14 protein-coding genes are annotated in these 16,686 nt (G+C 44.8%); 13 read left to right on the top strand and 1 reads right to left on the bottom strand.

Annotation, left to right across the window (positions count from 1 at the left end):
• Nucleotides 1-29 precede the first annotated feature (29 nt).
• The 7 genes from GZ1_RS03955 (at nucleotide 30) to GZ1_RS03925 (ending at nucleotide 6,581) form a co-directional block, all read left to right on the top strand.
• Nucleotides 30-983 carry a sugar kinase gene (locus GZ1_RS03955; protein ID WP_060787928.1) on the top strand — a complete coding sequence of 318 codons (954 nt, stop codon included), beginning with the start codon at nucleotides 30-32 and terminating at the stop codon, nucleotides 981-983.
• Between the two features lie 15 nt (nucleotides 984-998).
• The gene (locus tag GZ1_RS03950) at nucleotides 999-1,649 is read left to right on the top strand and encodes a bifunctional 4-hydroxy-2-oxoglutarate aldolase/2-dehydro-3-deoxy-phosphogluconate aldolase (protein WP_060787927.1); all 651 of its coding nucleotides are present in this window, start codon (nucleotides 999-1,001) and stop codon (nucleotides 1,647-1,649) included.
• A 115-nt stretch (nucleotides 1,650-1,764) separates the two neighbouring features.
• On the top strand, nucleotides 1,765-2,463 hold the full coding sequence (locus tag GZ1_RS03945) for a GntR family transcriptional regulator (protein WP_013145193.1): 699 nt from the start codon (nucleotides 1,765-1,767) through the stop codon (nucleotides 2,461-2,463).
• Nucleotides 2,464-2,499: 36 nt separating this feature from the next.
• Nucleotides 2,500-3,915 (top strand): glucuronate isomerase, encoded by a 1,416-nt coding sequence (uxaC, locus tag GZ1_RS03940; protein ID WP_033008783.1) that lies wholly within the window; start codon nucleotides 2,500-2,502, stop codon nucleotides 3,913-3,915.
• A 7-nt stretch (nucleotides 3,916-3,922) separates the two neighbouring features.
• Nucleotides 3,923-5,038, top strand: a complete 1,116-nt coding sequence (gene uxuA, locus GZ1_RS03935; RefSeq protein ID WP_060787926.1) for a mannonate dehydratase — start codon at nucleotides 3,923-3,925, stop codon at nucleotides 5,036-5,038.
• A complete protein-coding gene (locus GZ1_RS03930; RefSeq protein ID WP_060787925.1) occupies nucleotides 5,014-5,859 on the top strand; it encodes an SDR family oxidoreductase in 846 nt (281 codons plus the stop codon). Before uxuA ends, GZ1_RS03930 begins: the two co-directional genes overlap by 25 nt.
• A gap of 80 nt (nucleotides 5,860-5,939) precedes the next feature.
• The gene (locus GZ1_RS03925) at nucleotides 5,940-6,581 is read left to right on the top strand and encodes a YesL family protein (RefSeq protein ID WP_033012676.1); all 642 of its coding nucleotides are present in this window, start codon (nucleotides 5,940-5,942) and stop codon (nucleotides 6,579-6,581) included.
• Between the two features lie 367 nt (nucleotides 6,582-6,948).
• Here GZ1_RS03925 and GZ1_RS03915 read toward each other — a convergent pair whose 3' ends face one another.
• Complete coding sequence (locus GZ1_RS03915; protein WP_060787924.1) at nucleotides 6,949-8,172, bottom strand: endo-1,4-beta-xylanase; 1,224 nt, start codon at nucleotides 8,170-8,172, stop codon at nucleotides 6,949-6,951.
• Nucleotides 8,173-8,734: 562 nt separating this feature from the next.
• On the opposite strand from GZ1_RS03915, the gene GZ1_RS03910 reads away from it, so the two are divergent.
• The 6 genes from GZ1_RS03910 to GZ1_RS03885 all read left to right on the top strand — a co-directional run bounded on the left by GZ1_RS03910 (nucleotide 8,735) and on the right by GZ1_RS03885 (nucleotide 16,642).
• On the top strand, nucleotides 8,735-9,529 hold the full coding sequence (locus GZ1_RS03910; protein WP_060787923.1) for a Nif3-like dinuclear metal center hexameric protein: 795 nt from the start codon (nucleotides 8,735-8,737) through the stop codon (nucleotides 9,527-9,529).
• A 21-nt stretch (nucleotides 9,530-9,550) separates the two neighbouring features.
• On the top strand, nucleotides 9,551-10,204 hold the full coding sequence (locus tag GZ1_RS03905) for an SGNH/GDSL hydrolase family protein (RefSeq protein WP_060787922.1): 654 nt from the start codon (nucleotides 9,551-9,553) through the stop codon (nucleotides 10,202-10,204).
• A gap of 83 nt (nucleotides 10,205-10,287) precedes the next feature.
• Nucleotides 10,288-11,832: a response regulator transcription factor gene (locus GZ1_RS03900; protein ID WP_060787921.1), complete on the top strand. Its 1,545-nt coding sequence runs from the start codon at nucleotides 10,288-10,290 to the stop codon at nucleotides 11,830-11,832.
• A 109-nt stretch (nucleotides 11,833-11,941) separates the two neighbouring features.
• Nucleotides 11,942-13,543: a cache domain-containing sensor histidine kinase gene (locus tag GZ1_RS03895; RefSeq protein WP_255211269.1), complete on the top strand. Its 1,602-nt coding sequence runs from the start codon at nucleotides 11,942-11,944 to the stop codon at nucleotides 13,541-13,543.
• A 168-nt stretch (nucleotides 13,544-13,711) separates the two neighbouring features.
• On the top strand, nucleotides 13,712-15,424 hold the full coding sequence (locus GZ1_RS03890; RefSeq protein ID WP_157074356.1) for an ABC transporter substrate-binding protein: 1,713 nt from the start codon (nucleotides 13,712-13,714) through the stop codon (nucleotides 15,422-15,424).
• Nucleotides 15,425-15,661: 237 nt separating this feature from the next.
• On the top strand, nucleotides 15,662-16,642 hold the full coding sequence (locus tag GZ1_RS03885; RefSeq protein WP_013145204.1) for an ABC transporter permease: 981 nt from the start codon (nucleotides 15,662-15,664) through the stop codon (nucleotides 16,640-16,642).
• Nucleotides 16,643-16,686 lie beyond the last annotated feature (44 nt).

Raw genomic sequence — 16,686 nt, 5'->3', positions numbered from 1 at the left:
GATTATCAAAATGGTTTTGGAGGGACGAGATGGACGTAGTCACCATTGGCGAATCGATGGCCGTATTTACACCAACAAGTGTCGGCTTGATGAGACAGGCGACCACCTTTACTATGCGGATTGGCGGAGCGGAATCCAATGTCGCTGTCGGCCTTGCTCGATTAGGCCATCGTGTAGGATGGATCAGCAAGGTCGGAAGCGATGAGTTTGGAAAGGCGATTTTGTCTTTCCTGCAAGGTGAAGGGGTGGATGTCAGCCGGGTAAAAATGGATGGGGAAGCGCCGACCGGCATTTACTTTAAGGAACAAAGACGTCCAAACGATACGCGGGTGTATTACTATCGCAAAGGATCAGCGGCGAGCAGGCTGACTCCTGCCGACTTGGATGAGAAATATATCGCAGAGGCAAAGTATTTGCATATTACGGGAATCACTCCGGCGTTAAGCGAGAATTGTCGTGAAACGATCTTTGCCGCCATGGCGATGGCTCGCCGTCATGGGGTGAAAATCGTTTTTGATCCGAATTTGCGGTTGAAACTATGGAATGAAGCGGATCGGGCCAAGGAAGTGATGCTTCGCATGGCAGCTGAATCAGATGTGGTTCTCCCTGGAGAAGCTGAGGCATCGTTTTTATTCGGAAAACATTCGGTTGAGGAATGGGGAAGCCGGCTGCTTGACATGGGCGCCTCGCTTGTTGTCATTAAACTAGGCGCAAATGGTGCCCATTATTTTACGAATGCGCATCATGAGTATGTTCCAGGGTTTCCTGTTGAAAGGGTAATCGACCCTGTCGGTGCTGGGGATGGGTTTGCAGCTGGGCTGCTATCCGGACTGCTTGAAGGACTTCGTTTAACAGAAGCGGTGCAGCGAGCGAATGCAGTTGGCGCGCTTGTGACAATGGTCGAGGGGGATGCTGATGGCATGCCGGAACGCGATGACGTCGAGCGCTTGATAAATCAGCGACGGGAAGATGTTACGCGATAAAGGAGATGAACCTACATGAAGGTAGTCCAAATGATTCGAGAGATTGGCATCATTCCAGTCGTCCGCGGTGCGACGGTTGATACTGTTCTTCCGCTGTCATTGGCTTTGCGGCAGGGAGGCATTCCAATCATGGAAATTACGATGGAAACAGCTGGGGCTTTGGCCGCGTTGGAAAAGGCTGCAAGGGAACTGAAAGATATGTTGATCGGTGCGGGAACGGTGCTGGACGCTGAAACAGCACAGAGGGCGATTTCAGCTGGGGCGCGGTTTATCGTTTCTCCCTTCCTTTCTATTGATGTGATTCAGGCGGCAAAACAAAATCGCGTTGTCAGTATCGCAGGAGGATTGACGCCGACCGAAATTGTGAATGCTTTTCAGCACGGGGCTGATATGGTGAAAGTATTTCCTGCTCATGTGTTTGGGCCAAACTATATTCGAAGCATAAAGGAGCCGCTCCCCCACATCCCCCTCATCGCAACTGGAGGAATCAATCTGAAAACGGCTGGAGAGTATATAAAAGCGGGAGTGGATGCCATCGGTGTCGGGAACTCGTTAGTGAAGGTTGAAGGGGCATTGAAAAACGATCAGTGGAAGATTATTGCCGAACGGGCAGCTCAATGGATGTCGATTGTGCACAAGGTGAGGGGAGAGAATGCGGGTGAATGAATCGCTGAGAAATTTGACAGGAAATATGTTCTTTCCTACATTGGAAGAAAACACATGATCATGGATGTACTTTATCACTGCCATACTAGTATATAAGAAAAAGGGGAATCGCAAGGTGATCTTTACTGCCCAACAAAGCCAACAAATTAAAAGTTCTGTCAGAGGTTCGGCGCGCGACCAGTTGTACGAGATGCTAAAGGAAAAGATTTTGCGCCTTGAGTTGGAACCAGGAACAAAAATTTCCGAAAAGGAAATTGCTGAGCAATTGCATATTAGCCGCACCCCGGTGCGGGAAGCATTTCTCAAACTGGCGCAAGAAGAATTGCTTGATATTATTCCGCAAAGCGGAACCATTGTTTCGCGCATCAACTTGGAACATGTGGAGGAAGGGCGCTTTATCCGCGAGGTTGTCGAGAAAGAAGTGGCCGTTTTAGCTTGTACGAAATTGCGTCAAGATCATCTATTTGAAATGGAGAAGAATATTGCGATGCAAGAGTTGTGTGCCGAAAAAGGAAATTTTCTTGAGTTGTTTGAGCTTGATGAAAAGTTCCATCAGCTCATTTACGATGGCTGCCGAATGTCGCGCTCGTGGAAAATGGTGCAAAGTTTAAACAGTCATTTCAATCGTTTGCGTGTACTGAGACTATCATCCGATCTTGATTGGGACATTATTATTTCCCATCACAAGCAAATTTATCGGTTAATTGCGAATAAAGAAGCAGAGAAAGTGCGTCAGGTGATGGAAGAGCATTTGCGGCTTGTCGAAATTGAAAAAGACGTACTAAAAAGGCAGTATCCTCATTATTTTGTATAAGTTGTTGGAAGTTTCGCTTTGCGGGAGGGAGACAGTGTGCAGCCGTTCATTCATGAAAATTTTTTGTTGCAAAACAAGCATGCCGAAGTGTTATACCATGACTATGCGAAATCATTGCCGATTATTGATTATCACTGCCATTTGAGCGCAAAAGAGATTGCGGAAGACCGGCGGTTTCATGATATGACGGAGCTTTGGCTCGAGGGGGATCATTACAAATGGCGGGCGATGCGGGCGATGGGAGTCGAAGAAAAGTATATTACCGGAAACGCCTCTCCAGAGGAAAAGTTTCAAGCATGGGCGAAAACGGTGCCGTATTGCATCGGGAATCCACTCTATCATTGGACACATTTAGAGCTAAAACGCTATTTTCAAGTGGATGCTCTTCTGAATGAGCGGACGTGGCGCGAAATTTGGGATCATTGCAACGCTTTATTGAGACAGGAAGGATTCTCAGCCCGCTCTTTCATGGTCAAATCTAATGTGGAGTGGATTGGGACAACGGACGATCCGCTCGATGATTTAGCTGATCATCAGGCAATCGCCCAAGATCCATCATTTCCAGTAAAGATTGTTCCGTCTTTTCGTCCTGATGCAGTCATTGAAATCAACCGCCCTTCGTTTTTAGACTATGTGGGAAAGCTAGGGGAAGCAGCTGGCCTGCCGATTCATGATTACAATCAGCTGCTGCAAGCCATTGAAAGCCGAGTGCGTTATTTTCACGAGAAAGGATGCCGGATGGCTGATCACGGCTTAGAATCGATGCCGTATTCAGAATGCGGATGGAAGGAAGCAAACGATATTTTTCAAAAACGAAAAAATGGATTTGTCCTCAGCCGTGAGGAGGAGGAAAAATATAAAACTTTCACTTTATGCTTCTTAGCCCGATTGTACCACTCACTTGGTTGGGTGATGCAGCTGCACATCGGTTCGATTCGAAATACAAATGAAAAGATGTTTCAGCGTCTTGGTCCGAATACAGGATATGATTCGATTCATGACTTTTTCCTTGCCCAGCCGTTAAATGCCTTTCTTAATGAGCTAGAGCGTCGCGATCAACTGCCAAAAACGATTGTGTACACATTAAACCCTGCTTATAACTATATTGTCGCCTCAACGGTCGGCAATTTTCAGTCAGAAGGAGTAAAAGGGAAAGTTCAATTTGGCGCAGCTTGGTGGTTCAATGATCATCAAGATGGCATCATCAGACACTTGACGGATCTTGCCAATGTCGGTGTGTTCAGCACGTTTGTCGGAATGTTGACCGATTCAAGGAGTTTTGTGTCTTATGTACGCCACGAGTATTTTCGCAGAATTGTATGCAATTTGATCGGTTCATGGATTGAAAAAGGAGAGGTGCCGCAAGACTATGATTTTTTAGGGAAAATCGTTCAAGATGTATGTTACTTCAACGCGAAACAATACTTTCAAGTCGGCGTGAGTGGGGGATGAGATCAGAATGAAAATGACGTTTCGCTGGTTCGGAAAGGAACATGATACTGTTTCATTAGATCATATTCGGCAAATTCCAGGAGTTGAAGGAATCGTTGGAGCTCTATATCATATTCCAGTCGGTGAAGTATGGCCGCTTGATGATATATTGGAACTCAAACGGCAGGTAAATGAAAAAGGATTTCATCTTGAAGTCATTGAGAGCGTCAACGTCCACGAAGATATTAAACTTGGTTTACCCTCGCGAGATCGATATATTGAAAACTATAAACAAACGATTCGCAACTTGGCGAGAGCAGGAGTGAAAGTGATTTGTTACAACTTTATGCCGATTTTTGACTGGACCCGTTCTGATTTAGCCAAAAGGCGGCCTGACGGATCGACGGTGCTCGCCTATGAGAAACAAAAGATTGAACAAATCGATCCGGAGGAAATGATCCGCCGCATTGAAAGCGGAGCGAACGGGTTTTTGCTTCCGGGATGGGAACCGGAACGCTTGAAAACAATCAAGCCTCTTTTTTCGCTATATAAAGGGGTAACCGAAGATGATCTATTTGATCATTTGCGTTACTTTTTGGAACAAATCGTTCCAGTAGCGGAAGAGTGTGGCGTTCGGATGGCTCTCCATCCTGATGATCCGCCCTGGTCGGTGTTCGGATTGCCGCGGATTGCGACCAATAAGGAGAATTTGGATCGAATCGTTCATATGGTCAACAGCCCGGCGAACGGGTTGACATTATGCTCCGGATCGCTTGGAGCCAATCCGGCCAACGATGTTCCGGACATTTTCCGCCATTTTTTGCGAATGGGACGAGTGCCATTTGCTCATGTACGGAATGTCGAAATTCACGCGAACGGCGATTTTGAGGAAACGTCTCATCGCAGTTGCGACGGTTCGTTGAATATATGCGAGATCATGAAAGCGTTGCATGAAGCTGATTTTCAAGGGTACATTCGACCAGATCACGGCCGAATGATTTGGGGGGAACAAGCTCGTCCTGGTTACGGGTTGTACGATCGGGCGCTTGGCATTATGTACTTGCTGGGCATTTGGGATAGTTTGGAGAATGAAAAAAAGAAGCAGGAAGGTGAGAAGACATGCTCCCGATCCATCCAAGTTTAAAAGGCAAGGTAGCGGTTGTAACGGGCGGGGGTGGGGTATTATGCAGCTGCATGGCGAAAGAACTGGCCCGCCAAGGAATGAAAGTGGCGATTTTAAACCGAACGCTCGAGAAAGCTGAAAGAATCAAGAATGAAATTGAAGAGCGAGGAGGTGAGGCGCTGGCCATTTCGTGCGATGTTCTGGATGTCGAACGCGTCAAACAGGCGGCAGAAATGGTAGCGGACGTTTACGGGCCGTGCGATGTCCTGATTAATGGGGCAGGCGGAAACCATCCGCAAGGCATTACGACAAAGGAAATACTCGAGTTGCAGGATCTAGAGAATCAAGACATTACAACGTTTTTCGACTTGACGACAGAAGGGTTTTCCTATGTTTTTGATTTAAATATTCTTGGGACGATCATCCCGACGCAGCATTTTCTTAAACAGATGATAGGAAGAGGGGGAACCATCATCAATATTTCCTCGATGAGCGCTCCGCGGCCGATGACGAAAGTGCCGGCGTACAGTGCGGCTAAAGCGGGAATTGAAAACTTCACGAAATGGCTGGCTGTGCATGTCGCTGAGATCGGGGTTCGCGTCAATGCGATTGCCCCGGGATTCTTTTTGACGAAGCAAAATGAACATTTGCTCAAGCAGCCCGATGGATCGTATAGCGAGCGGACAAAAAAAATCTTGGCGCATACGCCAATGGGGCGGCTAGGTAGACCAGAAGATTTGTTAGGAACGCTTCTTTGGCTTGTCGATGATCAAACAAGCGGGTTCGTCACCGGCACCGTGATCCCGGTTGACGGAGGATTTTTAGCTTATGCCGGAGTTTGAAGGGAGAATAAACAAAGTCTCCCTTCTTTTTTCGTCTTATGTTATACTGATTTTAGCAAAAAAATTAAAGGTGATGAATGATGCGCACTGGTCTGTTGGATGGGAAGCTTTATCGGGCGTGCGAATGGGTGACAAGGCTCGCATACGTTAACTTGTTGTGGATTTTTTTTACTATTATCGGGCTGGTGATCTTCGGGATTGCTCCTGCGACAGTGGCGCTATTTACCGTTATAAGGAAATGGATATTTTTTCACGATACAGAGATTCCTGTGTTGAAAACGTTCGCCCGCACGTATAAGCGCGAATTTTGGCGAGCCAATCGGATCGGTTTGTTTCTTTTGGCAATGGGGTATATTTTTTACGTTGATATGCTTTATCTCGCTCATGTTTCGCCGGAATGGAAATTTCCATTTTCTGTAGCCTTGCTCGTCGTTTTTCTTTTTTATACCGTTGTATTGTTGTATGTGTTTCCGCTTTATGTCCATTACGAATTGCGTTTCTGGCAATATATGAAGTATGCTTTGTTGATCGGAATGGCCAATCCGCTTATGACACTTGTCATGTTGATTGGCCTCGGAATTCTGTTGTTCGTCCTCATGTATATTCCTGGGCTGATCCCGTTTTTCAGCATCAGCACGATGGCTTTGGTCGTGATGGGCACTGCATTGCGCGTATTTCGAAAAATGGAAGAAAAGCAGGAAATGTGGCAACAAGGAAAATAAAATGATGCGTGTGAAATGGGCAAATCAAGGCGACCTGCAGCGAAAAGGAGGAAACTCACCTCATCCGTTGGTGAAATGCGCGTTGCCATAACGAACCGGTTTGAACGTATGAAAATCCGATTTGGAGAAAGGTCGATTTTTTTACAGGGGAATGGTTTCGCCAAAGGATGTACTTGGCTTGTAAAGACAAACCTCATCATATTGCGTGAGGAATTAATTGGTGAAAAAGAAGAATGTGGTTTTCATTTTCTTGTCAAGTACAATTTTTAGCGAAGAGCTAAGGGAATAAAGATACTACCTTTCTTAAAACAGAAACAGAGAGGGGATCGTTACTTTCGACCTCCCTCTCTTTCCTTTTCGATCAGTCTCACTTATGATCGATAATGGCCCAATACGCAGGTTTTACGTGGTATTCGGGGTCGAACAGAAACGGCGCATCTTTTCCTTTCCCTTTTTCCACTTTTGCGTACGGAGCGTTCGGGTCAACCACAACATTCCCGTTGGCGTCATAGTACACATCCGCACGGCTGTCGAGCCACGTATGGTTGTCGGCGATGCCCCAGAAGGTGACGTTGCTGATTTTATCGCCAAGTTTTTCGTACAGCTTAAACAATCGGTCATAGCGAGCCGCTTGGTCCAAAAACTTTTGTTCCGGAATGGCGTCATACGACGGGTAGGCGCGCGGCGGCCAGCCGTACATGCTCACATCCAGCTCCGTAATTTGATTGTCTAACCCTAGATCGGCAAACATGTTGATCGTTTTTTCGATTTCTTCTTCAGAAGGCCAGCCAATTTGGATGTGGGACTGGTGGCCAATCCCGTCAATGGGAACGCCTTCTTCTTTTAATTGTTTCACTAAGTTATAAAGAGCGCTTCGCTTCGGTTCCACTTCGGTATTGTAATCGTTGATGTACAGTTTAATCTTGTTGCCGCCATATGTTCTCGCCGTTTGGAATGCTACCTTGATATAATCGATGCCGGCGATTTGATACCACGGGGAATTGCGCAATTTTCCATCATCCCCGACTACCTCGTTCACGACGTCCCAATATTTGATGTCGTCTTTATACCGTTCGACAATCGTTTTAATATGGGTTTCGAGCCGTTTCAGTAACAGCTGTTTATTTTGTTCGCGCTTTGCCGGATCCGTTTCATTGACCATCGGCTTGCCTTCCTTGTCAAGAAAGAACCATTGAGGTACTTGGCTGTGCCAAACGAGTGTATGGAAACGAATATCCATATGATGTTTTTTAGCAAATCGGACGATTTGATCCGCCTCAGCAAAATTGAATTTTCCTTCTTCGGGTTGGATGTTGATCGGTTTCATAACGTTCTCAGCGACAATGCTGTTAAAATGGCGTTTCAGCATTTGGACGTCTTTTTCGTTTTGCAACTGATAAGGTTCAACGGCCGCCCCAATAGTGAAGGAATCTTTGTAGCGCTGATCCAATTGAGGGGCGTGCAATGCGCTGATTCGCGGCTTTTTAGCGTACGCTGGTTCCGTTTTTGCCAATGCATTCGTCATCCCTAAAGGAAGCAGCAGCATAAACGAGAATCCAACGATCATCGCTTTCCGTGATTGTTTCCACACGATCAGGTCTCCTCCTTAACTTTTTCTATAGTATTCATCGCAAAACGACATGAACAATAGAAAGCGCTTACCACTTCCTTTCTTTGTAGTGGTCAACTTTGCGAGACAGATGCCGGATTGCGCGAGAAGACCGATGGTTGTTGAGAGGTTGACCTGATTTTATTTTAACAACACCAACTTGGTTTATCAATTAAATATACTAAGTTTTTTTATTATTGGCAAAACAGAAGCGGCCATTTTCATGTCCGGGTAAATCCGCTCTGTTGATCCGCCGCTTCATGCCAAGGAGAAGGAGCGGGATCTACTAGGACGGTTTTTCAGAAAGGAGTCAAGACGGAGGAGGGCTTATTCAGCTACCAACCTTTGAAGGAAGAGGAACATGAACCATGACGTCGATGGGTGTGGAAGGATGAATTCTGGCAAGATAAGGATTGATGTCCTGCCTAGAGCGGGAGGACTCTTGAAAATTTAAAAGATTCTTTATAAAATTAGTTTAAAGGATAAACATACTTAGTGGACTGAAGCGATTGAAGGAATTCAAATTTCAGAAAGGAATAAAGCGATGACTGTTACGGTTCAAACGGTGATGGAACGATTGACAGCCGGTGCAGAGCGCCTTTCCTCTACAGTAGATACGCTTAAATATGGGGATCCGGGCACGGAGGTGAGGGGGATCGCCGTCAGTTTCATGCCTACGTATCGCGTCATTGAGCAAGCTGTCCGAATGGGGGCCAATCTTCTCATTACTCATGAAGGGTTGTTTTATAGTCACGTTGACCATGATGAAACGGTAAAAAACGACCCGGTGTATCAAGAAAAAGTTCGCCTAATCCGTGAATCAGGCATTGCCATTTATCGTTTTCATGACTATTGGCATCGCTACCAGCCTGACGGGATTGTGGATGGTTTAGTCCGTGCTTTGGGGTGGGAGTCGTATGTTTCTAAATACGAACCGACTGCTGCAATTTTGACAATCCCTAGGATGGCGGCTACGGAGATGGTCAGCACAATAAAGGAAAGATTAGGCATTTCATTCATAAGGGTTGCGGGGGATGTCTCGGCCTTATGTACGCGTGTCGCGCTGCTGGCCGGCTATCGTGGCCACGGATCTTTGGCGATTCCGTTGTTTGAAAAAGAGAAGCTTGATGCCATCATTTATGGGGAAGGACCTGAATGGGAAACGCCGGAATACGTTCGAGACGCCGTACAGCAAGGGAGGCAACACGTATTGGTAGTGTTAGGGCATGCAGAAAGTGAGGAGCCCGGTATGAGATACTTGGCTGAGAAGCTAAGGGCCATGTTTCCGGCCATTCCTGTGTATTTTCTCTCGGAAAAACCAATTTTTCATTTTTTGTAATCATTGAAGGAGGAAAGAAACATGATCCTTGGCAAAGGGCAGAAGCTGTTGTTTATTGGCGACTCGATAACGGACTGCGATCGCGCCAAGCCAGAGGGGGAGGGATTATTCGGCGCGTTAGGCACAGGATATGTATCCTATGTCAACGGTCTTTTGCAAGCCGTTTATCCGGAACTTGGGATTCGGGTTGTCAATAAAGGAATCAGCGGCAATACGGTTCGGGATTTGAAAGCAAGATGGCAGGAGGATGTGATTGCCCAAAAGCCGGACTGGGTATCAATCATGATTGGGATTAACGATGTTTGGCGGCAGTACGATTTACCATTCATTAAAGAAAAACATGTGTACGTGGATGAGTACGAAGAAACGCTCCGCAGCCTTGTGATGGAGACGAAGCCGCACGTTACGGGAATCATCCTTATGACCCCGTTTTATATCGAAGGGAATGAGCACGATCCGATGCGCCGGACCATGGACGAGTACGGTCTCGTTGTCAAACAAATTGCCGAAGAGACAAACAGTATATTCGTTGATACCCAGGCTGCTTTTAACGAGGTATTAAAGACTCTTTATCCGGCGGCATTGGCTTGGGATCGCGTTCATCCGTCTGTTGCGGGACATATGATTCTAGCAAGAGCGTTTTTGAAGGCGATTGGCTTTGATTGGGGGAAATGAAATAACACCCAGCTGCTTGAAGGAACAGACATGTTTCTAAAAAAGCAAGGACTATCGTTTGGAAGGAAAAAGGGGGGATCGGGATGCATAAAGTCATGTTAGTCGATGATGAAATGTTTGTGCGGGAAGGCATGAAAACGTTGATTGATTGGGAAGGATGCGGATATCGAATTTGTGGGGAGGCGGATAATGGAGAGCAGGCGCTCCGTGAGGTAGCCAGGTTGCGTCCCGACCTTATCGTGACGGATATTCGGATGCCAGGAATTGATGGGCTTGAATTGATTCAGAGGGTATCCCGAAGCGGACAAACAGGAACGAAGTTTATTGTAGTCAGCGGATACAATGACTTTTTCTACGCGCAGCAATCGATTAAATATGGGGTTTGCGACTTTTTATTAAAACCGATTGATAAAAGAGAGTTTGAACAGTCGTTATCAAGAATAGCGGAAGTATTGAATCAGGAGAAGGAAACGAGAAAGAAGCAGCAAGCTGAGTTTTTGTTTTATGAATGGGTGACAGGAAAAAAGGGGACAAGTCTCAGGGAAATGGGAGATTGGGGAGTCTCTTCATCTATACTTTCGGGTTATGCGATCATCGAGATCAACAGCAAGGCCGATATGGTTCATCTAGCTGCCGATGCCGCCTACAAAACTAAAATTAAGGAGATTTATCATCGCGTTGTCAAACAGCCGATTCATTTCCCAATCTATGAGCACGGAAGGCAGCGATATGGGCTGTTATTTATTGGGGAGGGCGAAGAGGAGATACGTCATAATCTATACCGGTTCTCTGAGCAACTCGTGAACGTACCTCTTGATGTGACGATTTATGTTAGCGCTTTTTCGTCGCCTGCTGATTGTCTTCAAGAACGGATTCGGGAAGCAGGTGAAGCGTTGCGTTATAAATACGTCAACGACGAGAGAATCGTTTTTTATGAACAGGTAAAAGAAATCACGCTTTCTTATCCCAGCGTTGATGATGGACAATGCCAAACATTGGTGGAGTATATAGAAGAGGCGCGGCTGGAGCAGCTGATGACCGCCATAAAAGATCTGTTCGTCCAGTTTCGTGTTCGCCGCTTGTCCGCTGAGGCTGTGCAGACGTTTATTCTTTATTTCGTACAGAAAGCGCTTCAGCTCGTCAAACGAGCAGGAGCGTGTGAGGAACAACTGACGACTTTGCCCCGAGTGCTAGAATGTCAAGACTATCCTTTCCGTTTGGAAGAATTGAGGAAAAGGGTGATGGATTTTGCGGTGGAATGTTGCTGGGTAGTGGAAGAACAAAGGAAGCCGCTTTCACTATGTGAAATTCATAAAATAAAGAGATATATTGAGGAGCATTATACGGAAAATATCAGCCTAAAAAGCATTGCTAAACAATTTTATATGAACCCCGTTTATTTAGGTCAACTGTTCAAAAAAACATATGGTTTCTATTTTAAAGAGTTTTTGTTGCAGCTGCGCATTGGGCAGGCAAAGAAGCTTCTGCGGACGACGAATTTGCGCATCTATGAAGTGGCGGAGAAAGTAGGATTTGGGAGCGTGGATTACTTTGTTACACAATTCGAAAAAATGGAAGGGCTTACACCTTCGGAATACCGAAAGAAGTCAACACATTCCATATTATAGAAAATGGCTTGAGTCATTCCATCATATGAGGCTAAAAAATAAACTGACTTTTCTTTATTTGTTTGCTGTGTTGATTCCCACTACCGTCACGAACGGATTGTTTTATTATGTGGTGACGAATCAAGTAAGAACACAGAAACTGCACGATGCCTCATTAGTAATAGAACAATTGGCAAAAGATTTTGAGCAAGGAATCGATCAAGTTGTTGGCATTTCCTCTTTGTTATATACGGACAGCCGAATTAACGAAATGCTTGATCGACAGTATACTTCGGATGCGGAGTACGTCCAGCATTATCATGATGTATTTCCTGAATTTAACAAGTATCGTTATATGCATCCTTTCATTCGTTCCATCGTTTTTTTTACCGACAATTCGACTGTTATCTTTTCTGGTTCCGTTCAGCCCATTACTCCTCAGCTCCAACAAGCCGGATGGTACAGGGACATACGTTCATTTCCTGTCCTAGTTCGCACCGAGCGTTCGCTTAGTATTGTCCGAAAGTTGGATTATTTCTCCTTTTATAATAAGACAAACAGGATGGTTCGAATTGAATTAGAACCGATGGCTATCGATCATCTGCTTCGCACTAGGGCATTTCCTGGAGAGATTTATGTTGTTGATCGTCAAGGAAACATTCAATATTCGACTCGTGTGCAAAACAACGTTCATAATAAGGGGAAGCCACCTGCCCGGACCGAGAAGGGACGCATAGTTATATCCCACCGTTATAAAACGGCTCATTACCTCCATGGCTGGAGCATTGTTGGCGTCGTTTCCGAGGAAAAACTGGTGAACAACACTCGTTATTTCATGGCTTTTATCTTTTCGATCGCTTTTGTGAATTTCGTTGTTCCTACCATCATTCTTTTTCTTGTCTCTAAACCATTGCACGCAAGAATCGTCAATATTTTGAGTTACATGAAAAAGGTGGAGAGGGGGAAATTTGAAACGATCCATTCGGAACTTTATGATGATGAAATCGGGCAATTGGCTAAGGCGTTTAACCGTATGTCATTAACGATCAAGCGGCTCATTCAAGATGTTTATATGGCTAACATCCAAAAGAAAGAAATGGAACTGCAAAAAAAGCAGGCTCAATTAAATGCCTTGCAAAGTCAAATGAATCCTCACTTCCTTTTCAATGTGCTCGAAACGATTCGAATGAGAAGCCTCATGAAACATGAAGATGAAACTGCTGAAATGATCGAACATATGGCAAGAATTTTGCGGAAATCCATTTCATGGGGAAGTGACTGGGTCAAAGTGCGGGAGGAAATGGATATTGTTTCCCGGCTGCTTTCCATCCAGCGCTATCGATTTGGGGATAAGCTTCAGTATAGGATCGATATCGATGAGTCTGTCTTAGAACATACGATTCCGAATATGATCATCCTCCCGTTTGTTGAAAATGCATGTAAACATGGGGTGGAGTCCAAAGCAGGAAAAGGAAACATTGATATACAAGTGCGTGCAGAAGGACCGTGGTTGACGTTTACGATTCGCGATAACGGCCCGGGCATGAATGAGCAGCAATTGCTGCAACTCTGGCGTTCTCTCAATGAAGAGGAGGGGATTACTGAGCACGTAGGTGTTAGAAACGTCTACTATCGCCTTAAAATGTATTACGGTGAGCATTTTACGTTCCAAATGTACAATAACCGTGGATTCGTTGTGTTTCTCTCTCTCCCAATCCATGATGTGAAGTAGGTATCTCGAAAACAAAACGAGACACCTTTTTGTTCATCGGAACTTGTTGATTGCTACCGCCATCGTTCCATATCTTAACTTTTTTAAATATCGCCTTAAGTTTGTTAGGTTAAGAAAAAAGAAAAGCGATGTTACAATGGAAGCGATTACAAGAAAGGGGGCGAGATAATGGGCAATGGACAACTGATGATTAAAGGGGGGAGAGGAGTGAAAACAGCGCGAAAAAAAACGTGGGGAATCGTCTTTCTTTGCCTAATGATGATCGTAGCATTAGTGGGCTGTAAAGAAAGCGCAAGTGTGGACAATAAGGGAAATCCCTCATCAGCTGATGATAAGAAGCCATTTACTTTCACGTATTTTAACGCTGGAACATCAAAGAAGAACATCGAAGCCAATCAAACTAAAATCGGGAAAATATTTGAAGAGCAAACTGGGGTTAACGTCAAAATGGAATTTTTGGTGGGGGATATTAACACGAAAATTGGTACTATGATTGCCAGCGGGCAATATCCTGACGTATTGGTTCCGGATACTGCAATCGACAAGGTTCTCGATGCTAAGGCATTTATTCCTTTGAACGATCTGATTGATAAGTACGCTCCTAACTTAAAGAAATTATATGGTCCTTATTTGGAACAATTAAAGGCTGAAGACGGCAAGATTTATTTCCTGCCGTTTGGAGTTAATCACGGATATATTCCGAATCCTGACATTGATCAAGGAGCGTTTTGGATTCAACGCCGGGTGCTTAAAGAATTTGGCTATCCGAAGATTAAAACATTGGACGAATACTTTGACTTGATTGCCAAGTATAAGGAGAAGCATCCGGAAACAGATGGGAAACCAACGATTGGCTTTACTGCTTTAACTTATGACTGGCGGTTTTTCGTCATTTCTAACCCTCCTGCTCATTTGGCTGGATATCCGAATGACGGTGAAGTTATTGTCGACATGAAAACGCATGAGGCTAAGGTATATGGAAATGGGGAATATACGAAACGGTGGCTGAAAAAGCTCAATGAGATCAATGCGGCTGGGTTGTTCGATAAGGAAGCGTTTGTTTCAAATTATGATGAATATTTGGCAAAAATTGCCTCTGGTCGTGTGTTAGGATTTTTTGATTACGGATGGCAAGTCAACCAAGCACTGAACTCATTGCTGCAGGCAGGAAATGATGACTTGCGTTACATGCCGTTGCCAATCGTTTTTGACAAAAATATCAAGGATCAATATATTGATCCGCCGTCTTTCGCATCGAATCGCGGTATCGGGATTACAGTCAGCGCCAAAGATCCTGTTCGCATCATCAAATATTTCGATAATATGGCGAAAGAAGAAAATCAGAAGCTGATGACATGGGGAATCAAAGGGGAAACGTATGAAGTGGATGAGAAAGGGCGTTTCTATCGAACACCAGAACAAATCAAGAAGACGTCCGATGAACAGTTCCGTGAACAGTTTGGCTTCTCGTATTTTGAGTGGTATTGGCCGCGCGGCAACGGGGTGTTCTCGGATGGAAATGCGTGGGAGCCGCGCCGGCAGCCGGAAGTTGCCCAAGCTAGCTATACAGAAGGGGATAAGAAAATCTTAGCGGCCTATGGGGCAAAAGTATTTTCTGATTTATTTGCCAAACCGGATGAGCGGCCTTGGTATCCGGCGTGGAGTGCGCCCATCAAACAAGGTTCTCCGGCTCAAATTTATCAGCAAAAGAAACAAGATTTACAGAGAAAGTATTTCCCAAAATTGGTGCTTGATCCGCCAAGCAAGTTCGAGAAAAACTGGAAGGAATATGTGAAGGAATACAATAAATTGGATATTAAAGCATTTGAAGATGAAATCACAAAATATGTAAAAATGAAAGTTGAACAAAGTAAGAAATGAGAGAAAAGTGGATCCGTCTGGGCCGGTCGGCTGTGAATATATAGTTGGCCGTGCCCTTCTTTTCTGAAAAAGGAGGAAAATATACCCATCCGTGACCGCGAAGCGCACCCTAGGTCTGTAAGATATCCACAAAACTGAAAAAGGATGTAAGGGATTTTGTCGAAAAATATTTTTTGGACACCCCTGAGAGGCCGCAAAGCCTTGATACATCAACATTTCTAGAGGGAGGAAGGAAAAGTGGAGATTGAAAAGCATATAAAAACTATCACACCGGCTCCCGCTGCAGTGGAATCCCACTTATCTAAACGGAAAAACATCTGGAAAAAAATAGTGCAGCAAAAAACATTGATTTTGATGAGCTTTCCGTTTTTGATTTGGTTATTTATTTTTAAATATTTGCCGCTGTGGGGGTGGACCATCGCTTTCCAAGATTATCGCCCCGGCTTGCCGTTCAGTGAACAAGAATGGGTCGGATGGAAGCACTTTCGTTTTCTTTTTCAAGATGAGGCCTTTTTTCGAGTGTTGCGGAATACGTTAGCGATGAGCATCATCAACCTCGTTCTCGGATTTGTGACGGCTATTACGTTAGCGATTTTATTAAATGAGTTGCGCAATGGAAAATTTAAGCGAATTGTTCAAACGATTAGCTATATGCCGCACTTTTTATCGTGGGTCGTTGCGGCGAGCATCATTTCCTACGCTTTGTCATTAGAAAATGGCATTGTCAACATTGTTTTGCAAAAATTGCATGTTATTGACGAACCGATTTTATGGCTAGGGGTTGGAGAGTATTTCTGGGGAATCATTGGCGCCTCAGAAGTGTGGAAAAACCTAGGGTGGAACACCATTATTTATTTAGCGGCGATCGCCATGATTGATCCAGAACAGTATGAGGCGGCGGAAATCGACGGAGCTTCTCGCTTGCAACGCATTTTTTATATTACACTTCCTTCTTTAAAGCCTACGATTGTCATTTTGTTGATTATGAATTTAGGGAATATTTTGGAGACCGGGTTTGAACCCCAATATTTGTTAGGGAATCCGATGAACCTCGATTATTCGGAAAACCTTGACATTTTTGTGCTGAAGTATGGCATCGCCATGGGGAATTTTGCTTTAGCTACCGCTGCTGGGATTTTTAAAACCGTTGTCAGTTTTATCTTTCTGTTTAGCGCAAATTATATTGCTAAACGTTTGGGGCAGGCTAGATTGTTTTAAGAAGACGATTTCGTTAGGGGGAAAGGAGATTGAAGCAGATAGTG

The organism is Geobacillus zalihae NBRC 101842, assembly GCF_001544135.1.
Classification (GTDB): Bacteria; Bacillota; Bacilli; order Bacillales; family Anoxybacillaceae; genus Geobacillus; species Geobacillus zalihae.
Note: the sequence above shows the minus strand (reverse complement) of the source record. Positions and strands in the feature narration are given on the sequence as shown.